The 15,077-nt window shown below is 54.2% G+C and carries 16 protein-coding genes and 1 tRNA gene; 4 read left to right on the top strand and 13 right to left on the bottom strand.

Annotated features, from left to right (window positions below):
* Positions 1-9: 9 nt before the first annotated feature.
* The 13 genes from BVC71_RS09345 to murA all read right to left on the bottom strand — a co-directional run bounded on the left by BVC71_RS09345 (position 10) and on the right by murA (position 11,315).
* Positions 10-2,844 carry a CFI-box-CTERM domain-containing protein gene (locus BVC71_RS09345; RefSeq protein WP_133064511.1) on the bottom strand — a complete coding sequence of 945 codons (2,835 nt, stop codon included), beginning with the start codon at positions 2,842-2,844 and terminating at the stop codon, positions 10-12.
* Between the two features lie 411 nt (positions 2,845-3,255).
* A complete protein-coding gene (locus BVC71_RS09340; protein ID WP_086451407.1) occupies positions 3,256-3,432 on the bottom strand; it encodes a DNA gyrase inhibitor YacG in 177 nt (58 codons plus the stop codon).
* Positions 3,432-4,466, bottom strand: a complete 1,035-nt coding sequence (locus BVC71_RS09335; protein WP_086451406.1) for a ribonuclease E/G — start codon at positions 4,464-4,466, stop codon at positions 3,432-3,434. The genes BVC71_RS09340 and BVC71_RS09335 overlap by 1 nt, the downstream gene beginning before the upstream one ends.
* Complete coding sequence (locus BVC71_RS09330; RefSeq protein ID WP_205905970.1) at positions 4,467-5,042, bottom strand: Maf family protein; 576 nt, start codon at positions 5,040-5,042, stop codon at positions 4,467-4,469. It abuts the gene before it with no gap.
* Positions 5,043-5,065: 23 nt separating this feature from the next.
* Positions 5,066-5,284 (bottom strand): translation initiation factor IF-1, encoded by a 219-nt coding sequence (gene infA / locus BVC71_RS09325; RefSeq protein ID WP_067550718.1) that lies wholly within the window; start codon positions 5,282-5,284, stop codon positions 5,066-5,068.
* An 83-nt stretch (positions 5,285-5,367) separates the two neighbouring features.
* Positions 5,368-6,246, bottom strand: a complete 879-nt coding sequence (locus tag BVC71_RS09320) for a carbon-nitrogen hydrolase family protein (protein WP_086451404.1) — start codon at positions 6,244-6,246, stop codon at positions 5,368-5,370.
* Positions 6,243-6,830, bottom strand: a complete 588-nt coding sequence (locus BVC71_RS09315; RefSeq protein WP_086451403.1) for a GNAT family N-acetyltransferase — start codon at positions 6,828-6,830, stop codon at positions 6,243-6,245. The genes BVC71_RS09320 and BVC71_RS09315 overlap by 4 nt, the downstream gene beginning before the upstream one ends.
* Positions 6,827-7,228: a ketosteroid isomerase-related protein gene (locus tag BVC71_RS09310; RefSeq protein WP_086451402.1), complete on the bottom strand. Its 402-nt coding sequence runs from the start codon at positions 7,226-7,228 to the stop codon at positions 6,827-6,829. The genes BVC71_RS09315 and BVC71_RS09310 overlap by 4 nt, the downstream gene beginning before the upstream one ends.
* 2 nt (positions 7,229-7,230) lie before the next feature.
* Positions 7,231-7,683 (bottom strand): arsenate-mycothiol transferase ArsC, encoded by a 453-nt coding sequence (locus BVC71_RS09305; protein WP_086451814.1) that lies wholly within the window; start codon positions 7,681-7,683, stop codon positions 7,231-7,233.
* Positions 7,684-7,705: 22 nt separating this feature from the next.
* Positions 7,706-8,185: a UPF0262 family protein gene (locus BVC71_RS09300; RefSeq protein ID WP_086451401.1), complete on the bottom strand. Its 480-nt coding sequence runs from the start codon at positions 8,183-8,185 to the stop codon at positions 7,706-7,708.
* Positions 8,186-8,189: 4 nt separating this feature from the next.
* Positions 8,190-9,494: a histidinol dehydrogenase gene (gene hisD, locus BVC71_RS09295; RefSeq protein WP_086451400.1), complete on the bottom strand. Its 1,305-nt coding sequence runs from the start codon at positions 9,492-9,494 to the stop codon at positions 8,190-8,192.
* Positions 9,495-9,569: 75 nt separating this feature from the next.
* Complete coding sequence (locus tag BVC71_RS09290) at positions 9,570-10,046, bottom strand: DUF2948 family protein (RefSeq protein WP_086451399.1); 477 nt, start codon at positions 10,044-10,046, stop codon at positions 9,570-9,572.
* 3 nt (positions 10,047-10,049) lie between these two features.
* Entirely contained in the window at positions 10,050-11,315 is a 1,266-nt protein-coding gene (murA, locus tag BVC71_RS09285; protein ID WP_086451398.1) for a UDP-N-acetylglucosamine 1-carboxyvinyltransferase, read from the bottom strand.
* Positions 11,316-11,575: 260 nt separating this feature from the next.
* Between murA and BVC71_RS09280 the strand changes: the two genes are divergently transcribed.
* The 4 genes from BVC71_RS09280 to BVC71_RS09265 all read left to right on the top strand — a co-directional run bounded on the left by BVC71_RS09280 (position 11,576) and on the right by BVC71_RS09265 (position 14,977).
* Positions 11,576-11,650: transfer RNA gene (locus BVC71_RS09280), tRNA-Thr, on the top strand.
* Between the two features lie 158 nt (positions 11,651-11,808).
* Positions 11,809-14,037 (top strand): methyl-accepting chemotaxis protein, encoded by a 2,229-nt coding sequence (locus tag BVC71_RS09275; protein WP_086451397.1) that lies wholly within the window; start codon positions 11,809-11,811, stop codon positions 14,035-14,037.
* 127 nt (positions 14,038-14,164) lie between these two features.
* The gene (locus BVC71_RS09270) at positions 14,165-14,578 is read left to right on the top strand and encodes a DUF1178 family protein (protein ID WP_086451396.1); all 414 of its coding nucleotides are present in this window, start codon (positions 14,165-14,167) and stop codon (positions 14,576-14,578) included.
* Positions 14,579-14,752: 174 nt separating this feature from the next.
* Complete coding sequence (locus BVC71_RS09265) at positions 14,753-14,977, top strand: hypothetical protein (protein WP_086451813.1); 225 nt, start codon at positions 14,753-14,755, stop codon at positions 14,975-14,977.
* The last annotated feature ends 100 nt before the right edge of the window (positions 14,978-15,077 follow it).

Raw genomic sequence — 15,077 nt, 5'->3', positions numbered from 1 at the left:
TTTCTTTACTTACTTGCGACCCGAAGGCTTCCGCAAAGACAGATAAACCGAGCTTTTGAAGCCATGATCATTACGAGCAACCACGTCGCGATTACGCAGGGTCGAAATGACAAAGCCCAGAATGCCGCGCGCCATGCGCAGAGCACGAGGGTATGGTTTCAGGCTGCGGGCCAACCATGGACCAACGCGCCAGTACACCCAGATGAACACACGACCCAAAGCGTAGTGAACCAAGACATGGTCGCGAACTTTGCGCAGATAGGCCACATCTGGATGATATTTGTCCTGATACGCCGCTGTCGCAACGAAACAGTCACCAGCCAGTCCAGCCTCTAGGTCTGGCACGTCGTCTTCGGCCTCGGCGGCTTCCTCTTCTGGTGGGAGGCCAGTTATGCCGTCTTCGGCAATTTGCGCCGCTGCCAATGGCGCGGCCACCTCGGACAATGCGTCATGTGTTTCTTGGTCGAACGCATAGCGGCTGACGGTGTCCATGTCAGAGGACAGTGTATTCAAGAATGCATTGAACGGATCGGATTCAAGCGCTTCTAGAATATCAGCCGCTGCTGCGCCAAATGCATTCAGATAGTCCAGCAGGCTGGCGGTCTCTGTATCCTCGAAAAAGGTTTCAAGGTTATCAACGTCCAGCATGTTCAACAGCTCTGGCAGATTTTCCGCAGGGATATCGGCCAGCAGCTTGTCCAGATCTTCGTCTTCCAGAATGTCAGAGATTTGATCGGGGGACAGGTCCGCCAGAAAATCTACAACATCTTGGGGCGTGCCATTCAGCATAACATCCGCAAACTCGTCGTAGTCATCCATGTTGACGACATGCGCGATTGTCTCTGCTGTTTCCTCTGGCGCGGTAAAATCAACCAAAGCCGCATCCAGTTTATCCAACTGTCCTGCTGCGCCGATCAATTCAGTTGTTCCGCCAGCGTCGTGCAGAAATACCAGATCATCGTCAGAGATTTGAACGGTGTCCATCAAGTCAGACAGATTTTCGTACTCACCCATGAACGACAATGTATCGCCCGACTCAACATCAAAACCGGTGATAATCGTGTCGCCTGACGTATCAACGAACAGGTGACCCGTGCCGTCAGAGATATCGATGTCGTTTTCACCTTCTTCGGCAAGAATGATGTTTTCACCGCCGCCCGCGACAACGGTGTCATTACCTGCGCCAGTCACGATAGTATCGTCACCGTCACCACCATCCAGATAGTCATCGCCGACACCGCCGTAGATGCTATCGCGGCCTTCCATGCCGTATAGCGTATCATCGCCTAGGTTGCCCTGGATCGTGTCGCCGTGATCTGTACCAACCAGAGTATCATTGTAGTCGGCATTACGGTCTACACGGGCATCATTGCCCCACATATCGACGCCCGTACCGGTCGAGAATTCCAGCTTTACGATATCGTAACCATCCAGCGACAGATTGATGGTGCCATTGTCGGCCGTTACTTCGTCGCCCATGAACGTTTCTGTGTATGGGCGCGCCAGTTCAGACAACGGATCGCTTTCATCCAGCCAATCCGACCAAGGGTTATCAATTGTCGACAGTTGCTGAACCCAAAGGTGATCGTAATCACCAACCAACTCATCAATGTTCAGGTTTAGGTCGATGCCGTCTGCGGAACGCGACGAGATAAAGATCACAACTGTTTCATCGCTACCAAAGGCGTTAAACCAGACTTGATCAGTCGCTCCATCTTCGCCGATTTGATCGGACAGATAGGCCGGCGTGCTGATGTCCAGTACCTGCGTGCCTTCTAGGCTGCGCGACATCATCCGCATAACCTCGCCCGCGGCGGTCAATTCGCTAGCGGTTCCACCAGGCGCATCGGTATCATTGTAGATGCGCGCCAAACGCGTGCTCAAGGATTTATAGGTTGTGCCCCAAACCGATGCTTGATCGACACCGCGTTCGGACATCGTTTCCATAATCTGGATCAGGTTCGATGCCTGCTCCATCCCGAATTCACTGTGATCGCGGGCCTGAACGTTCCATTCAGATACGTAGTATTCAACGTCACCAAAGCCTTCGGCATCCGCGATTTGATCCATGCGGTCGAACATGACCTGACCATTGACCGCATCATCCAAGGTATTTGGGTAGTAGTGGGATTCAATGACGTCGATATAACCGCGTGTTTCAATGTCGATCTGGTTCAGGATTTTAGGGATATCATCCCCATCCCAAGGCAGAACCGACTGCATAGCGATTTTTGGCGCTTCCCAGCTGTCTGGATCATCGAGCTCTGCACGGTAGTTTTCGATCACCGTGTTCAGCTTATCCGCCATAACGTTGACCATGCGGCCATATTCAACAGCCGACGAACGGTCGCCATTGTCGTACCAGTATTCGTTGCCGATAGTGATGGTATCGATGTTCACGTCGCCGTATTCGCCACGGATCAGCGCATCGATGCGATCCATCAGGTTATTGACGGCATTGTGGTTAATGTAGCGATTGCCGTTGCTATCAGATTTCGACGAAAAATATCCTTCGGTCGGCAGAACCCAATCTACTGTCGCGTCTTTGCTATTTGCATACTCAACGAATTGGCCGGCAGTAATGAAATTATCGTCCAGAACCGGTTCACCATCCAATTCCCAGAAACGATCATATTCTTCGGAATTAGGGTTTAGAATTTTTTCTGTTACGGTACCGCCTGGGAAACGAAACGAATTCGCACCCATTTCATCAACGAAAGTGTCATACTGACCACCTTCTCTGACGCTGTCTTTTGTAAACAACGAATTCAGGCCAAACATCTCTGAAGTCAGAACGTCTGAACTGTATTCCGCCTCTTCAAATGTTAACTGGTTAACCGACACGTTCGCCCCCACAGGCAATCCGAAAATCCAGACCGCCTCCGGCGATCAGGGTGGCGTACTGGCCACGATCAGATTGTCGCTGTGCAAGGGGGAAACCTTAAGGAAACAGAAGGCTAACAAGGCCAACCAAGAGCCTTACAGAATATTCTTCAGCATCCAAAAGCTTCCAAAAGGATACAAAAAGACCATGCGAATAGATTTGTTCGCATGGTCTAAAATATTAAACTTTGGCACCGATTACCCAAAAAGGTAGAACGTTAAAGTGGCAAAAGTCTTTACTAAACCACCTAAAATTGCACGATTAATGAATGCAGGCGCAGAAAAATCGACTCATCGCATAACGGTCGAATCATATGGGCGATTAATTTAAGTCACGGCCTAAAATGGGCCACTTAAATTTCGTTAATGTTTCTAATGTGGAAAATCTTTATTTTCGATTTCAGGAATTTCGTCGTCCTCTAAAGGCGTATTTCCTGCGATAACGTAACTACCCGATAGCCATTTAGACAAATCGATATCCGCGCAACGTTTTGAACAAAACGGACGGTATTCTTTGACTGTTTCTTTCGAACAAATCGGGCAAGCCATCAAATATTCCGAATAAAGCCCGCAATTGGCAGGCGTTCACGTTTACGCTGCAATTCAAATAGTCCCATTGTGGTCCAGCCAACAAGGCTAGTTTCGATACCATCGTTTTTGAACGATGCGCGCAGCGACTGTTCAACTTGTTTGCGGTGCGCCTTGGACATTGGCGCGAAATCAACGGCGATCTGACCGCCCAATCCGCGCAGCCGCAGAGCACGAGGCAACGCACGCGACGCCGCCAAATTCGCCTTAAGCGCGGCAGCAGGCGATGTGTCACCGCCAGTGTTCACGTCCACCGCAACCAACGCGCGGGTGGATTCCACATACATGTGGCCTTCGCCCAAATCGATGTGAGCGGATTTGATGTCTTCGATCTGATCTAGAACACCGTGATGTTCGAAACAGTTTTCATCGGTGATGACGTCAGCGCGGGACGTCCATTCGCGCCACGCCAGAACGTGGGGACCATCGCCTTCGGTCAGGGCTTCTGGATTAGCGCCCTCCAAATCGCCCAGAACGGCAGAGGCAAGTTCCAGCATCGCTTCGATATCTTCAGCGATATCTTCGTCGTCAGCGCCCGCACAGGACGACCGCAGGATCAGGCCATGTTCGGCCTCTTCCATAACAGCGTGGCCTATGGCGTTGACGCGCGCGCGCTCTTCTTCGTCCGCGATGGCGCGACTGGTGTTGATACCGGGCGCGTTGGGCGTGACGATGGCGTAGCGGCTTTTGAAAATGACGCGATCGGTTACGGGGATCGCTTTGCCCGCTTCGGAATAGCCTGTCACCTGAACCAGAATGGGCTGACCTGGACGCAGGCCACGCCCCTGACGCAGGAAACCCGTTTCGCCGTCAGGCAAACGCAGCATCATACCGCCCTGCCCTTTTAGCGGACGGTCGCAGATCGCACGAAAGATCGCCCCAGGGCGCGGCTGGCTGTCGTCATCGATCAGCAAATCATCCAATTTGCCATCAACCATCAGCGCTGCAGCCTCACGTCCTGCGACGTGATCCAATAGAATCGTGCGACCCTTCATTTATTTCTCTCCGTATAGGGGATAGCCCGCAGCGGTTAGCAGACCCGCGGTTTCGGTCAAAGGCAGACCCACAACACCCGTGAACGATCCATTGATCCACGGGATAAAGGCGCCAGCTGGCCCTTGGATAGCATAGCCACCCGCCTTGCCCTGCCAATCATTCGACGCAAGGTAGGCATTTACTTCGGGATTGGACAAACGTTTCATCGAAACGGTCGTCACAACATCTTTTTGCCAGATACGTTCGCCGCGTTTTACAGCCACTGCCGTGATAACGCGGTGGCGACGGCCCGACAGTGCATGCAGAAATTCCGCAGCCTCTGCCGCGTCGGCGGGTTTGCCCATGATACGGCGGCCTAATGCCACAGTCGTATCGGCACACAGAACGATTTCATCATCTGCGCAGGTCACCGCTGCGGCCTTGCTGGCGGCGATGCGGTTTACATATTCACGGGGGATTTCGCCTTTGATCGGGTCTTCGTCCACGTCAGGCGGACGAACATCCGTAGGCGTCACACCGATCTGCGCCAAAAGCTCCAGTCGCCGCGGCGAACCAGAGCCCAAGACAAGTTTCAGACCGGATGTCGGTGAAACGGTGCTCACCGAAAACGATAGTTGATACGACCTTTGGTCAGGTCATAAGGCGTCATTTCAACCTGCACCTTGTCGCCTGCTAGGACGCGGATGCGGTTTTTGCGAAGTTTGCCCGCCGTGTGCGCGATGATCGTGTGGCCGTTTTCAAGCTCGACCAGGAATGTCGCGTTCGGCAGGAGTTCCTTCACGACACCGGGGAATTCGAGCAGTTCTTCCTTGGCCATGTGATCTCCATAGTAGCACCTTCCGCCAAATTATGCGGAACGGCGGTTAAATGCGCCCGATTTGCCAATTATTCAAGGGTTAATCAGGCCAAAGCCGAAATGATAACGCTATTAGCACGGGAATCTTGTTCAACCCAGTGACTGAAATTGCCCACCTGCCCCGTTTGGCGCGGTGCGCAGATCGCGGCGGGGTCAACCTCGGCGATGATCCAACCTGCCTCGTCTGTTTCGCCTTGGGCGATGATCCCGTTGCTGGGCAACCCATGGTCCGGCGGGCAGAAAATCGCGGCGCGGCCCGTTCCCTGATCCAAAATATCGCAATCAGGCACAGGCCCCAAAACGGGTGACTGGACGATCAAACACTGGTTTTCAATCGCCCGCGCGCGGCATGATTGACGCACCCGCGTTTGCCCCGCAGGAAAATCCGTGGCCGACGGGACCAGAATCATATCAGCGCCCTGTTCGCACATAGTCCGCGACCAGATCGGGAATTCGCTGTCGTAGCAAATCAGAATACCGACGCGGCCATGTTTGGTATCAAACAGACGGATTTCATCCCCGCCGCTGATCTGCATATCATCGCGTTCGTAGGGCGTCAGGATCAGTTTGTCCTGCCATTCGGCATCACCCGAAGGCCCAATAAAATATGATCGATTCACATATGTGTCGCCGCTGCGTACACAAATAGACCCAGCCACGATATAGACGCCATGTTGGGCGGCCAGATCGCAATGTAGGGCCAGCCAATCTTCGGCGCGGTCGGCCATACGCGCGGGCCAATCGGCGGGGGCGCAATCGTTTGGCGCGCCGACCAACGCGGCCTCGCATCCCGCGTATTCGGGGAACACTAGCAGATCAGCGCCTTGGGCCACCGCTGCCTCGACCCATTTCGCAAGCTTTTCTTCGACCGAGGACCAGCTGGGATGCCATTCGGGCAAATAGGCAGAGGTTGCGATTTTCATAAAGTCTTCATCCAAAATTGCAGGGGTTTCTTTGTCGGCGCATCCGCACCGATATCGGGCCATTCAAACTGCGCGATCACACCGTCCAACGGCGCATATCCCCGAGCCGACCAAAATCCATCCAGCGGACGGTAATCATTGGGCCGCGCGGGATGGTCCGCCGGGCGCATCACCGAACAAAAGGCAATGTATTTGCGCCCCAGCGCCCGCGCCTTTGCCTCTCGTTTATCGAAAAACACATGGCCAGCGCCCTGACCGCGATAGTCGGGCAGCAATACCGATTCGGCGCAGTAGAAAATGTCGGTCAGCGGAATGCCCGTCGCAGCAAAGGCATCGGCGAAATCTGACGCGTGATCCTCCATCGGGGTGCCCGTCGCGGCTCCTACAATTTTGCCGTTCGATTTTGCGGCCACCAAAATGGAATTCGGCGCATCGCGGTACGTGGCGACATAGCCGCGTTCGTATTCTAACGACCCGTCGTACAAATATGGCCAAGCGGCGAAAACATCGATCCGCAAACGCGCCAGATCATCCAGCGCATCCGTGACAGCATCGCCTGTCAGAACGTCATAGTCTAACGTCATGCGCTGACCTGACGGACCCAATCAGCAAGGTTGTAATAGGTCGTGACGCGCGAAATTTTACCGTCTTTCAACGACATAAACGAACCGGCAGGCAGGACGTATTTCTGGCCCTTCGCCTCTGGCAGGCCTTCGTCCGTTGCCAGATATTCACCATTCACCACGAATTCAGCTGATGCGCGCGTGCCGTCGTCATTTCCGAAGATCACGATGTCGGTCAGGGTTTCCCGGTAGCAGCGGTCCATGTGGTCGCAGAACTGGCTGAACAGGTCTTTACCAACGCGAATTTGGCCTTCGTTCACGTGGTGGGCAACGTCATCGGATAATTCGGCCAGCATTCCAGCCTTGTCGCCCGAATTAAAGGCATCAAAATAACGTTTCAGAACAGCTTTGGCGTCCATGGTCACTCCTTAGAAGGGCCCCACCTTTCCTGAAGGCGATCAGTGATCTGATCTCGGGCTTTGCGATAGAACTCTAACTTTTCATCGCGGGTCGTGCCTAACCCAGAAGGGTCCATAATTGGCCAATATTCGACATCCAAATGGAAAAAACGGGTCAACTCCAACGCTTGGCGCTGACTGGCTGGGGTCAAGGCCACAACCAGATCGAACGACGACAGGTCATCGCCCCATTCTTTCAGCTCTTCGAAGGACCGTGTGCGGTGGCGTGATAATTCAACATCGACCTCTTGGCACACGGCAATGGCGAAACCGTCGATTTCCAGATCAGATTTCACACCCACGGATTGGACGTAACATTCTGGGCCGTAGATCTTTTTCATCAAACCTTCGGCCATTGGGGACCGAACAGAGTTATGATCGCAGCAAAACAAAACCGACTGCGGGAGAGCTTGGATTTTCTTACCGCCGTCGTTCACATCAGCCCCCAAAGTGCAAAACACAAACGAGCGTGAATAGGCGGCGGGCGGTATCGTGGTCCATCTCGGCCTTACCTTCTAGCCGTTCTTGCAGGACGTTCGCACCTTCGTTGTGGATACCGCGGCGGGCCATGTCGATGGTTTCGATTTGGCTAGGCGCCGCCGTTTTCACCGCGTCGAAATAGCTTTCGCAGATTTGGAAATAATCTTTGACCACCTGACGGAACGGGCCCAGCGCCAGATGCAATTCGCCTGCAGGGCTGCCGTCTTCGGTTTTGATATCTAGAACCAGCCGACGTTCACGCACCGATAGATACAGTTTGTACGGACCTTCAGGTGGCGTACGGCCATCACGTTCGAGCAACGCAAAGGAGTTATCTTCTAGCAGGTCAAAGATCGCAACCTTGCGTTCCTGCTCCACCTCGGGCGTGGGGGGCGGCAGATTGCTGTCGTCCAGTTCGATATGAACAATCTTTGACATGACCCTAACCTTTATTCAAACGATCCAAACGAGCCCGAACCGACAGGCCGTGCGCCTCTAGGCTTTCTGACTTTGCCAGACGTTCGGCCGAAGGGCCAATAGCCAAAAGAGCATCAGGCGTCATGCGTGACAAAGTTGTCCGTTTGATGAAGTCCATCACGGACAAACCAGACGAAAAGCGTGCAGAACGGGCAGTTGGTAAAACGTGGTTCGGCCCGCCGATGTAGTCGCCAATCGCCTCTGGCGTCCATGAGCCAATGAAAATTGCACCCGCGTGGCGGATTTTGGTTTGCAGGTCTTCGGCGTCGTTCGTGCAGATTTCCAAATGTTCAGGTGCGATACGGTCGGACAGGCGGACGGCTTCCTCCATATCCTTCACGACGATCACAGCGCCAAAATCACGCCAACTGGGGCCCGCAATCGCGCGGCGTTCCAGCGTTTCCAGCTGTTTTTCCACCGCTGCAGCAACTGCACGGCCAAAATCAGCGTCATCGGTGATGAGGATGGACTGGGCGCTTTCGTCGTGCTCTGCTTGGCTCAGCAGATCAACCGCGATCCAGTCGGGATCGTTGTCTTTGTCTGCGATCACCAGAATTTCGGACGGGCCAGCGATCATGTCGATGCCGACTTTGCCGAATACACGGCGTTTCGCGGCGGCAACGAAAGCGTTGCCTGGACCTGTGATTTTATCGACGGGCGCGATCGTGTCCGTGCCATAGGCCAGCGCAGCAACCGCCTGCGCCCCGCCGATACGATAGATTTCATCGACGCCCGCGATTTTCGCGGCCAATAGGACCAGCGGATTCACAACGCCATCAGGGGTCGGCACAACAATTGCCAAACGGTCAACACCCGCCACCTTGGCCGGAATCGCGTTCATCAGAACCGAAGACGGATAAGACGCCAGACCACCCGGCACATATAGACCAGCCGCCGAAACCGCAGACCAACGCCAGCCCAGCGCGGCGCCTGTTTCATCTTCCCACCATGCATCGGCAGGCATCTGACGTTCATGATAGGCGCGAATACGGGCAGCGGCCATTTCCAGCGCGGCGCGGTCTTCGTCATCGACCTTGGCGCATTCGGATTCGATTTCCGCATCCGAAAACCGCATGGTTTCAGGCGTCAGTTCCAATCGGTCGAATTTCGCGGTCAATTCCAGAACCGCCGCATCGCCGCGTGCGCGCACGTCTGCGATGATATCCGCGACCACCGCATCCACATCGGGGCTGTCTTCGCGTTTCATCCCCATCAGGGCGATGAACTCAGCCTCGAAATTATCATCCAGAGTGTTCAGAAAATGCGGCATGGGCGGTCTCCTTCAGTTGGGTAGATACCCTTGGGATGGGACCGCTTCAATGGACGTCTGTCGTAAATTCCGCGACTAAATCGCGTGTTTGGGCGATTTTCCTGATGGGGCGGCATAGGGACGCGTCACATCTTTGACGACAACCTCTAATGCTTCGACATCGATTTCGATGGCTCCGTCACCAGCAAGGACCAATGTAATAGTGCCCGCGCCGTCCTGTTTTTCGGCCCATTCTATAGCCAAAAGGGACAAAACAGTGTCCGCATCGCCGCGCGGGACGCCTGCGGAACGGATTTTTTGCACGTCTTCGATGGCCAGCACGGATTGCACACGTTCGAACGCACGGCCACGAGCCTGCGCCGCATCAGCGTCTTCCCAACGGAAGCGATTCAAAAGAACGGCAAAGCGCCGTTCTTTCGATTTCCAAACCATTTCGGAGGCCGGAAACACCGAATCCTGCACAAGGCTGGACAGGATTTTCAGATCTTCTGCATCCAACGCTTTGATACGTAGAGGCTGTTCACCGGCGTCTTCGAAACGGGCATCGGTCATGGGTTATTCCTTGATCCGTTCGATGGTCGCGCCAACCGCGCCCAGTTTGTCTTCGACGTGTTCGTAACCACGATCTAGGTGATAGACGCGGTTCACTTGGGTTTCACCTTCGGCAGCTAGGCCCGCCAGAATCAGCGACACCGAAGCACGCAGGTCAGTCGCCATGACTTGGGCACCTTTCATCTTTTCCACGCCATGGACAGTCGCGTGGCCGCCGTGGACTTCGATGTTTGCGCCCATGCGGGTCAGTTCGGGGGCGTGCATGAAACGGTTTTCGAAAATCTTTTCTTCCAACACCGATGTGCCGTTGGCAAAGCACAGCATCGCCATCATCTGCGCCTGCAGGTCGGTCGGGAAACCGGGGAATGGTTCGGTCGTGACATCTACCGCGTTCGGACGGCCACCATCACAGCGGACTTTCAACCCCTTGTCGGTTTCTTCGACGGTAACGCCAGCCTCGTGCAGTTTTTCAACGAACGATTCGACCAGCGACAGTTTACCGCCCAGACATTCAACTTCGCCGCCTGCGATGACAGGGGCCAGCATGTAGGTGCCCAATTCGATACGGTCGGTCACAACAGGGTGGGTCGCGCCATGCAGGCGATCAACGCCCTGAATTTCGATGCGGGAGGTGCCGTCGCCTTCGATCTGTGCGCCCATTGCGCGCAGACAGTCGGCCAGATCCACAATTTCAGGCTCACGTGCAGCGTTTTCGATAACGGTCGTGCCTTTGGCCAATGTTGCGGCCATCAGAACGTTTTCGGTCGCGCCAACGGACGCAAAGCGCAGCTTGACCAAACCGCCCTTTAGGCCGCCTTGGGTCGTTGCATGCAGATAGCCGTCCTTTAGTTCGATCTGCGCGCCCATCGCCTCTAGCGCGGTGATGTGAATGTCCATTGGACGCGCACCAATCGCACAGCCACCAGGTAGGGAAACGGTTGCATGACCTTCGCGCGCCAGCAGTGGACCCAGAACAAGGTTGGACGCACGCATTTTGCGAACGATGTCATAATCGGCGTGGGTCGACGACAAACCGTGGCAGGACATTGCGACCACTTTGTTATCCGCCAGCGAAGACACTTCAGCGCCCAGCGATTGCAGCAGCAACGTCATTGTACGGATATCCGACAGGCGCGGCATGTTGGTCAGGGTCAGCGGCTCTTCGCTTAGCAATGTGGCGGGCATCAATGTCAGCGCCGCGTTCTTTGCACCCGCAATCGCGATTTGCCCGTTCAGAGCCTTACCGCCTTTTACCAGAATCGAATCCATACTACTCGCTATCCTCGGTTTTATTTGTTTGCTCTGCACGCGCACGCGCCTGAGCCTTACGTTTTGCCATATTAGACTTTAGCGCGGCCTTTAACCGGTCTTCGCGACTTGTCTTATTTTTAGTGGTTTTTTTATCGCCAGAACTGTTCTTCATGGGGGGTGTTGTACCCTTAGATAAAAAAACCGTCCAGATAGGGGTTGCGCATAGAAATTTTTGCGACTAAATCCCCGCTCACCGCTTCGGCGGACACATCATCGGCGCTGCAGTAGCTCAGTGGTAGAGCACTCCCTTGGTAAGGGAGAGGTCGGAAGTTCAATCCTTCTCTGCAGCACCACTACTCCCCCACACAGATAAAATTAGCCGCGGCAAAGCGATACGTATCTATACGGTTTTATCTGTCCCATGTGGATATGTTTCTAAAAATTTACGCAAACCGGTCGTTCACCCCTGCGAGGCCCAGTGCAGAGGTCGGGAAAACGTCGGAATGCCCAAATGAAACTTTCATTATTGATCAAGCTACAGCTTGTTTTTGTAGCCCTAACAACAACTGCGGCCGTATTGGTTGGCGTGTTGGCATCAAATCGAATGTCGAACACGATCGAAAACGCGGCGCATGAACAGCTATCCGCGAGCCAAAACGTTGTTTCGAGTGCTATCGAAACCGAAATCAACCATTACAAATCACTGACGAGTATTCTGGCCCAAGACCGCAGCCTGCACTCTGCGCTTTCCACGTTTTATATGCTGACGACTCAGATCGTTGACGGTGAACCTGCGATGGGGAACATCCGCAACGCATTCGTGGCAGGCAACGGTCTGCCAATCGATCGCCGCCACGAACTATTCGAAGCCGAAGGCGCTGGCGCCTATTCGCGGGTTCATGCCCATTGGCACGGGTGGTTTACGGATACCGTCAATGAAATGGCGCTAGACGACATTCTGCTGATCGATAAGGACGGGACAGTCGTTTACAGTTACGCAAAACGGGGTGATTTCGGAAACTCTGTAGACGCAATGCATATTGCCAATACCCAGCTGAACCTGACGTTCGACGAAACCCTGAAAGCAACCGAATCTTATCTTGCTTCCTCTGACCCCAGCGCACAGACATATCCTGTGTTTATGTCCGAATTCCGCCCTTATAATCCAGGGCAGAACGCACTGAACGCATTCATGGGGTCCCCTGTTTTGGACCGTTATGGTGAAATGGCCGGTGTTCTGGTCCTTGCGATGACAACGACACCGCTAGAAACAGCCATGTCGCAAGAAACAGGCCTTGGCGTGCCATCACAAACGCTACTGATGCGCACCACAGGCCGCACCATCGCATCCGCGGGCGATTTAACAAATGTGGACGGCTCTGAATTTGTTCAGGAACGTACAGATACAAATATTGCCGCTGCCATCAACGGTGAAGAAGGCACAACCGTCTTTACCAGCGCGAACGGTCAAAAACTGATTTCGACATTCGGAACCATCGACCTAAGCGGTCGCCCGCATTTGTTCAGCACAACAGTCAACTACAGCGCCCTTATGGCGGATGCTATTTCGCTGCGCTGGACCATTTTGTTCGTTGTGATTGGTATCATTCTTGTCACCTCGGCGATCAGTTTCTTTGTTGGCCGTGCGATTGTGCGCCCGATCACTTGGGTGTCCCGCCGCATGGACAAAATGGCCGACGAACGTGACCTGACAAAACGGATGCTTGTCATCGAACGCGACGACGAAATGGGCCAAACCGCTGGGGCATTTGATCGCCTGATCATGTTCATCGACAATTCCTTGGCTCAGGTTCGTGCACGCACCGAACGACTGGGATCGGCTTCGTCAGAATTGGAACAGGCTGCCCAATCGCTGGCGAATAACGCAGAAACCCAATCCTCTGCGGTCGAAGAATTGTCGGCCTCGTTGGAGCAAACCTCGGCGCAGGTCCGCAACAACGCTGAAGCCGCGCAAAGCGCCGAAGGCGTGGTAACAGCGACTTCGACCGTTGTGACCCGTGGCAGTGAAAAGATCACCGATATGGTTGATGCGATGACCCACATCAACAAATCGAGCCAAGATATCGCTAAAATCATCAAAGTGATCGATGAAATCGCGTTCCAAACCAACCTTTTGGCCCTGAACGCCGCAGTCGAAGCTGCACGCGCAGGGCAACATGGTCGCGGTTTCGCCGTGGTCGCCCAAGAGGTGCGCAATCTGGCAGCGCGGTCATCCAAAGCGGCAAGCGAATCCAGCAGCCTGATCGAAAAAAGCCGCGCCAGCGTACAGCAAGGCGTCGAAATTTCGGAACAGACCCGCGCGGCCTTTGATGAAATCGCCCAAAACATCGACAAAGTGTCGGCTTTGGTCAGCGACATTTCTGCTTCCAGCACCGAACAGGCGCGCGGCGTGGAACAGGTAAACGAAGCGATTGTTGATATTGCCCGCATCACGCGGTTCACCAGCAAACAGGCTGATACCTTTGCATCAACCGCAACCGAACTGGCGATGACCAACGCGGCCTTGCGCGAAGAGATCGCCAAATTCAAACTTAGCGATACGGTCATGTCCGATACGATCGACATCACGCCTTTGACCTTGGCCGCTGAAACGTCAGCCCAGAGCGATGAAACGTATCGCAAGGCAATTGACGCACCCGCCGCGAACAAAGCGACCGCACCAACCTATAACGGTCCGGTGATCGTGGACGAAGACGAACGCGGCTATGGAACTTTCTAACCATTAGCCTACGTAGCAACGCATCAGGGCGGCGGCACGATTGCCTGCCGCCCTTTTGTTTACCCAGATTGAATCCCCCGCTGAAATCGCTATTTTGGGCGGGCTTTGTTGAAACCAAAGGTTCGGAATGATCCGCTATTCGCTAAAATGTGCCGATGGTCACAGCTTTGATAGCTGGTTCAAATCGGCTGACGCATTTGACCGGCTGTTTCAGACGGGGATGGTGGCCTGCACCCATTGCGGATCGACCGAGGTGACCAAATCCCTCATGGCACCAGCGGTCGCAAAAGAATCAAAGCGGCCGCTATCGACGCCAAGCACCCCGACCGAAGATGCCATCGACAAATTGCGCAAAGACGTCGAACAGAACGCCGACTATGTGGGCCAAGATTTCGCAACCGAGGCCCGCAAGATCCACGACGGCGATGCGCCTGAACGGAACATCTGGGGCGAAACCAAACCAGCCGACGCGATAAAACTGATCGAAGACGGTATCCCCGTGGCCCCCCTGCCGTTTTTACCCCGCAAACAATCAAATTGACCCGACGCCCCCCCCTGATTTGCGCGGGCAATGGGCAAAAACGGCAATTTTGCACGGGTTAGGGCATGGAATCCCAGACCAAACGGTAAAATTTCTGGACTCACTCACGCTAGCGTGACGTTACTTAAACCCGAAGTTTCTGCGACTTCGAAAATTAGTAAAAAGGAGTTTATCGTGAAAAAATTAATGCTCGCAGCCACATTTGCAGTTGCAGGGTCGGCGGCATTCGCTGGGGGAATGGCACCTGTTGTGCCAATCATGGAAGAAGAAACAGTCGTCGCTGCTGCGCCTGCCAGCTCCAGCTCTTCGATCATCATTCCGTTGGTATTTTTGGCCCTGATCGCCGTAGCATCTCAATCGTCCACCGGCGGCACGGGCGGCGGATTGGGCGACTTTTAATAACAGGCGTCGTTAGCTAAATTACGAAATCCCCACAAAACAGGGGATTTCGTGTCACAAAAATGTTGCCATAGCTGCATTGTTCAATTGCCCTTTAGCG

Source organism: Marivivens niveibacter, from assembly GCF_002150005.2.
Lineage (GTDB): Bacteria > Pseudomonadota > Alphaproteobacteria > Rhodobacterales > Rhodobacteraceae > Marivivens > Marivivens niveibacter.
The sequence above is the reverse complement of the archived record's forward strand: the minus strand, read 5'-3'. Positions and strand labels throughout refer to the sequence as shown.

Bases quoted from the DNA above. Each gene is read 5' to 3' on its own strand.
- murA (WP_086451398.1), bottom strand. From the start codon at position 11,315: ATGGATTCGATTCTGGTAAAAGGCGGTAAGGCTCTGAACGGGCAAATC.
- BVC71_RS09320 (WP_086451404.1), bottom strand. From the start codon at position 6,246: ATGAAAATCGCAACCTCTGCCTATTTGCCCGAATGGCATCCCAGCTGG.
- BVC71_RS09335 (WP_086451406.1), bottom strand. From the start codon at position 4,466: ATGAAGGGTCGCACGATTCTATTGGATCACGTCGCAGGACGTGAGGCT.
- BVC71_RS09300 (WP_086451401.1), bottom strand. From the start codon at position 8,185: ATGTCAAAGATTGTTCATATCGAACTGGACGACAGCAATCTGCCGCCC.
- BVC71_RS09275 (WP_086451397.1), top strand. From the start codon at position 11,809: ATGAAACTTTCATTATTGATCAAGCTACAGCTTGTTTTTGTAGCCCTA.
- infA (WP_067550718.1), bottom strand. From the start codon at position 5,284: ATGGCCAAGGAAGAACTGCTCGAATTCCCCGGTGTCGTGAAGGAACTC.
- BVC71_RS09290 (WP_086451399.1), bottom strand. From the start codon at position 10,046: ATGACCGATGCCCGTTTCGAAGACGCCGGTGAACAGCCTCTACGTATC.
- BVC71_RS09315 (WP_086451403.1), bottom strand. From the start codon at position 6,830: ATGACGTTAGACTATGACGTTCTGACAGGCGATGCTGTCACGGATGCG.
- BVC71_RS09270 (WP_086451396.1), top strand. From the start codon at position 14,165: ATGATCCGCTATTCGCTAAAATGTGCCGATGGTCACAGCTTTGATAGC.
- BVC71_RS09340 (WP_086451407.1), bottom strand. From the start codon at position 3,432: ATGGCTTGCCCGATTTGTTCGAAAGAAACAGTCAAAGAATACCGTCCG.
- hisD (WP_086451400.1), bottom strand. From the start codon at position 9,494: ATGCCGCATTTTCTGAACACTCTGGATGATAATTTCGAGGCTGAGTTC.
- BVC71_RS09310 (WP_086451402.1), bottom strand. From the start codon at position 7,228: ATGGACGCCAAAGCTGTTCTGAAACGTTATTTTGATGCCTTTAATTCG.